The sequence below is a fragment of the Mesorhizobium sp. M7A.F.Ca.MR.362.00.0.0 genome (assembly GCF_004023175.1).
In the GTDB taxonomy this organism is placed as follows: Bacteria; Pseudomonadota; Alphaproteobacteria; order Rhizobiales; family Rhizobiaceae; genus Mesorhizobium.
In genome coordinates this window covers 1-4,911 of the sequence record NZ_RZTF01000447.1, presented here as the reverse complement: position 1 = coordinate 4,911, position 4,911 = coordinate 1, and the positions used below count along the sequence as shown (strand labels likewise).

The 4,911-nt window shown below is 62.0% G+C and carries 5 protein-coding genes; 2 read left to right on the top strand and 3 right to left on the bottom strand.

Annotation, left to right across the window (positions count from 1 at the left end):
- Window positions 1-67: 67 nt before the first annotated feature.
- Window positions 68-682 carry a hypothetical protein gene (locus EOC06_RS32635; RefSeq protein WP_128309727.1) on the bottom strand — a complete coding sequence of 205 codons (615 nt, stop codon included), beginning with the start codon at window positions 680-682 and terminating at the stop codon, window positions 68-70.
- Between the two features lie 246 nt (window positions 683-928).
- On the opposite strand from EOC06_RS32635, the gene EOC06_RS32630 reads away from it, so the two are divergent.
- Window positions 929-1,528 (top strand): YdeI family protein, encoded by a 600-nt coding sequence (locus tag EOC06_RS32630; RefSeq protein ID WP_127267003.1) that lies wholly within the window; start codon window positions 929-931, stop codon window positions 1,526-1,528.
- Window positions 1,529-1,833: 305 nt separating this feature from the next.
- Here the strand turns inward: EOC06_RS32630 and EOC06_RS32625 are convergent, their stop codons facing one another.
- Entirely contained in the window at window positions 1,834-2,121 is a 288-nt protein-coding gene (locus EOC06_RS32625) for a hypothetical protein (protein ID WP_128309726.1), read from the bottom strand.
- Window positions 2,122-2,534: 413 nt separating this feature from the next.
- On the opposite strand from EOC06_RS32625, the gene EOC06_RS32620 reads away from it, so the two are divergent.
- On the top strand, window positions 2,535-4,157 hold the full coding sequence (locus EOC06_RS32620; RefSeq protein ID WP_127255771.1) for an ABC-F family ATP-binding cassette domain-containing protein: 1,623 nt from the start codon (window positions 2,535-2,537) through the stop codon (window positions 4,155-4,157).
- 72 nt (window positions 4,158-4,229) lie between these two features.
- Here EOC06_RS32620 and EOC06_RS32615 read toward each other — a convergent pair whose 3' ends face one another.
- Window positions 4,230-4,670 carry a hypothetical protein gene (locus EOC06_RS32615; protein WP_127267000.1) on the bottom strand — a complete coding sequence of 147 codons (441 nt, stop codon included), beginning with the start codon at window positions 4,668-4,670 and terminating at the stop codon, window positions 4,230-4,232.
- Window positions 4,671-4,911 lie beyond the last annotated feature (241 nt).

Here is a 4,911-nt window from a genome sequence, read left to right as displayed (position 1 = left end):
GTTCGGTACGGCAAGTGAAACGGAAGAAACCGATAGCGCTATCGGAAGTGCCGATGATGCAGGGCGATCAGTTGCCGCAAGCGGTGAAGGCAGCGCCCGGGTTCCAGTCCTTGAAGGCGACGGTCTGGCCTTCGACCGAGACGGTCTTGTGCTTGGTGCTGCCGTCCGGCAGCTTTTCGCTGCTGGTGCCTTTGCCGGTCAGCACATTGTACTCGCAGGCGCTTTCGGCATTCTCCTTCAAATAGTCATCATGGTTATAGGCGAAGCCGGCGACGATGAAGGCACCGTTGCGCCAGGCGATGGTCAGCGTCATGTCGGTCCGTTCGCTGCCGACCGGCATCGCTGGCAGGTAGAATTTGATCGAACCGTTGGGCAGCATCGTCAGTTCCGGCTCGGTGTCGGAGTTCTCGTAGCCCGGCCGGTCGTAGCCGTTCCATTCCCCGTGGACCTGCTCGTGCACGATCTCGACAGGCTTGAGGTAATTGTGCTCCTTGTCCCTGAGGAAGAAGTGGACGTCCATCGGCTGGCCGGGCTCGGTCTCGACCACCATGGCAAGATCGACGGCGCCATCGCCGTTGAAGTCGCCAGTCACAGCCGTGACGATTTTCCGGGTTTCGATCGGCTCCGCAAGGGCGAGGCTCGGCAACAGCAAAGATAGAAAAGCGAGCAGCAGAGATTTCATGGTGGCATATTCCCCCAGACTGACACCTTGCGGTCCTATAGCATGGCGGTGGAATATCGCGCGCCCTCTCTTCTCCCCGACGAAGTCGCGCGGATGCTTTCCTTAGCTTGTGGTGACGCAACTGACGAAAACTGACAGCGATCTGTGCCACATGCCGGGCGATGACGATGGGCGCAATGCGGGCAATACGACAGTGGGAGCAGGAACTATGGTGGCGCGAGCGGCACTGAACAAACAGGCCGGCTAATGGCGCCGGTCAAGGTCGATCCCGACAAGGTGCACGAGTTTCCGGATGCGGGCAGCTTCTACGCGTGGCTCGGCAAGCACCACGCCACGGAAACCGAAGTGTGGATCAAGGTTCACAAGGTGGGGTCGGGACTGAAGTCGATCACGCCGAAGGAAGCCATCGACGTGGTGCTGTGCTTCGGCTGGATCGACGCGGTGCGCAAGGGGCTGGACGACAAGAGTTTCCTGCAGCGCTACACGCCGCGCAGCCGGAAGAGCATCTGGAGCCTGATCAACATCGACAATGTCGCGCGGCTGGTCGAGGAGGGCCGCATGACCGAGCATGGGCTCAAACAGGTCGAGGCGGCCAAGGCGGACGGGCGCTGGGCGCGCGCCTATGGCAGCGGCAAGCAGATGAAAATCCCCGACGACCTGCAAGCAGCCATAGACGCCGAACCCGCCGCCAAGGCGATGCTCGAAAAACTCAGCGCGCAAAACCGCTTCGCGCTCGCCTTCCGTACCCACAACATGAAGACCGAGGCCGGGCGCAAGAAGAAGATCGAGACGTTCGTAGCAATGCTGAAGCGCGGCGAGACGATCCATCCGCAAGGCAGGAAGTAAGCCGCTCAGGCTCTTTCTGCGGCGAGGGGCATGCGTTGCGCATGCGGCCCGCCACCCGATTCCTGGGCAGATTGCGATCGGCACTCAGCGTCGCATGAAGTGCTTCAGTATCTGAATCGCCGAATTGTTATAAGCATCTGTTTTTGTGCGGATTTGACAGGTGTCTGTCGCGCATTTCCTCCGGCATTGCGTAGCCAAGAAAAAAGCCGCCCTCGCTTTGCGAGTGGCGGCCTTTTCCCGGGAGGAAGCCAGGAAGGAGGGGCAATCAAGCAGCCTTGGCGTGCTTGATGGTTCAAAGGCAGATACTATTGGTTCAAGTCGACCGGCGTCACTCCAAGGAGCTTCAGGGCGTTGGCGTAGGTCCTGATGCCTTGGGCCTGCTTGCGCTCGGCACAAAACTGGTTCGCCTTGTCCTGGAGCGCGGTTGCCTCGGCGATCTGGCTCGCACTGGCACCGGGTTTGGCTTTGGTCTGGATGGCTCCGTCGAGTTGAAGACCGAGCTGGCTGCAATATTCGCTCCGGGTGACCGCTGCTTCCGCCCCCGACTGTGCGACCGCCAGCATGGCGAGCGAAATGCCTGTCAGGGCACCCATCCATCCGGTCGAACGTCGTTGCATTTTCGGGACCATTTCTTCGCGTTGTGCAGCAGCCCGCTTGACCGCCGCGAGGGTGGTTATGACAGGCGATGTTTTCGCGAGTTTTTCCCGGATGTTGAATGTTGTTTCTGGAGTGTGTCTGGGTGGGGTTGTCCCTTCTCCCCCTGTGGGAGAAGGTGGCCTCGCGAAGCGAGGTCGGATGAGAGGTGTTCCAGGGAACACTAACGTCTCATTCCGCTGGAACACCCCTCATCCGTCTCGGCCCTGACGCGCCGATCCACCTTCCCCCACAAGGGGGGAAGGCAAGGGCGTTCCGCTGTATGCGGCGCTTGCGCCTCTTTCTTTGCGGCCATCCTTCGCGTAAGGCGCCGGGCAAATCCTTTCACGCAAGCATATAGCCCGGACACCGCATGATCAGACTTGAAAGCATCAGCAAGCAGAACGGCCGTCAGCTTGTCTTCATCGAAGCGTCGGCCTCCCTGCAGAAGGGCGAGAAGGTCGGCCTCGTCGGGCCGAACGGCGCCGGCAAGACGACGCTGTTTCGCATGATCACCGGGCAGGAGCAGCCCGACGAAGGCCAGGTGCAGGTCGATCGCGGCGTCACCATCGGCTATTTCAGCCAGGATGTCGGCGACATGGAAGGCCACAGCGCTGTGGCCGAAGTGATGAACGGCGCCGGGCCGGTCAGTGAAGTCGCGGCCGAAATGGCAGCGCTCGAGGCGGCCATGGCCGATCCTGACCAGGCCGACCAGATGGACGAGATCATCGAAAAATATGGCGAGGCGCAGCACCGCTTCGAGGAACTCGACGGCTATGCGCTGGATGGCCGCGCGCGGGAAGTGCTCGACGGTCTCGGCTTTTCGCAGGAGATGATGGACGGCGATGTCGGAAAGCTCTCCGGCGGCTGGAAGATGCGCGTGGCGCTGGCCCGCATCCTGCTGATGCGGCCCGACGCCATGTTGCTCGATGAGCCATCGAACCATCTCGACCTGGAGAGCCTGATCTGGCTGGAATCCTTCCTGAAAAACTATGACGGCGCGCTGCTGATGACCTCGCACGATCGCGAGTTCATGAACCGCATCGTCAACAAGGTGGTCGAGATCGACGCCGGTTCGCTGACCGCCTATTCCGGAAACTATGAATTCTACCAGCAGCAGCGGGCGATCGCCGACAAGCAGCAGCAGGCACAGTTCGAGCGCCAGCAGGCAATGCTGGCCAAGGAGATCGCCTTCATCGAGCGCTTCAAGGCGCGCGCCTCGCATGCCGCGCAGGTGCAGAGCCGGGTGAAGAAGCTGGACAAGATCGACCGCGTCGAGCCGCCGAAGCGCCGCCAGACGGTTTCGTTCGATTTCCTGCCGGCGCCGCGCTGCGGCGAGGATGTCGTGACGCTGAAGAACGTCCACAAGGGCTATGGCAGCCGCACCATCTATGAGGGGCTCGACTTCCAGGTCCGCCGCCGCGAGCGCTGGTGCATCATGGGCGTCAACGGCGCCGGCAAGTCGACGCTCTTGAAGCTGGTCGCCGGCGCTTCCGAGCCCGACACCGGCACGGTCGCGCGCGGGCCAAGCGTCAAAATGGGATATTTCGCCCAGCACGCCATGGAGGTGCTGGAAGGCGAGCGCACCGTGTTCCAGACACTGGAGGACGCGTTTCCGCAGGCCGGTCAGGCGCCGCTGCGGGCGCTCGCTGGCTGCTTCGGTTTTTCGGGCGACGAGATCGAGAAGAAATGCCGTGTGCTGTCAGGCGGCGAGAAGGCGCGGCTGGTGATGGCGCTGATGCTGTTCGACCCGCCCAACCTTCTGGTGCTGGACGAGCCGACCAACCATCTCGACATCGCCACCAAGGAGATGCTGATCACGGCGCTTTCGCAGTACGAGGGCACCATGCTGTTCGTCTCGCACGACCGGCATTTCCTCGCAGCGCTTTCCAACCGCGTGCTGGAACTGACGCCCGAAGGCATCCACACCTATGGCGGCGGCTATACGGAATATGTCGAGCGGACCGGCCAGGAAGCGCCGGGGCTCAGGAGCTAGGTAAATGATAAGGGCGGCGTCGGCTCGAAGCCGGCACCGCCCTTTGAATATGGTCCGGCTGGAATGACGGCCTTACTCGAACGAGATGGCCATGCCGCTGAGGTCGGCGTTGACCTGCAGGCCGACTTGCTTGCCCGTGAGTTCGAGTTGGGCGCCCTTGTCATTGGTCATGATGATCACCTGGGCTCCCTTGCCGATCGTGCCGCCGCCGCCGGCTGCTCCGTAGACCCCGGTCACGTCGCGGGCGCGGCGGATATGGCGAACCGTGCCGCGGAAATATGTCTTGGACACGCCGAAAGCCAGGCCTCCGGACACGGCGCCGATTGAGATCGGGTAGCTCTTGCCATGGAAGGTGAAGGTGCCCTTGCCGCCGGAGCCGCCGACGAAAAACGCCGCCTTGTAGACGGCGAAGCGGATCGTGCCGCTATCGGCATGCGCGGCGCTGGCAAAGCCGATGCTCGCGGTGGCGATGGCGGCAACCGCGATGGAACGAAATCCGGATGAAATCTTCATGGTGAGAACTCCTCAATGTCGCCGCTTTGCCGGCCGGGATGTCGGCGTGGGATCAAAGTTACAACTGAACAGTCTCGCCCGTGATTTGGTTCCAGGCCCCGTGATTTGGTTCCAGGCCCCGTGATTTGGTTCCAGGTATGGGTTCGAATCCGGCTGCGGGAAGGCCCGGGGAGGGGCGAGGGGTTGCGGAGGGTGGAGAAGGTGCCTTACCGCAGCTATCGCCTTGTGGGATGAAGAGGTC

Bases quoted from the DNA above. Each gene is read 5' to 3' on its own strand.
- EOC06_RS32635 (WP_128309727.1), bottom strand. From the start codon at position 682: ATGAAATCTCTGCTGCTCGCTTTTCTATCTTTGCTGTTGCCGAGCCTC.
- EOC06_RS32630 (WP_127267003.1), top strand. From the start codon at position 929: ATGGCGCCGGTCAAGGTCGATCCCGACAAGGTGCACGAGTTTCCGGAT.
- EOC06_RS32625 (WP_128309726.1), bottom strand. From the start codon at position 2,121: ATGGGTGCCCTGACAGGCATTTCGCTCGCCATGCTGGCGGTCGCACAG.
- EOC06_RS32620 (WP_127255771.1), top strand. From the start codon at position 2,535: ATGATCAGACTTGAAAGCATCAGCAAGCAGAACGGCCGTCAGCTTGTC.
- EOC06_RS32615 (WP_127267000.1), bottom strand. From the start codon at position 4,670: ATGAAGATTTCATCCGGATTTCGTTCCATCGCGGTTGCCGCCATCGCC.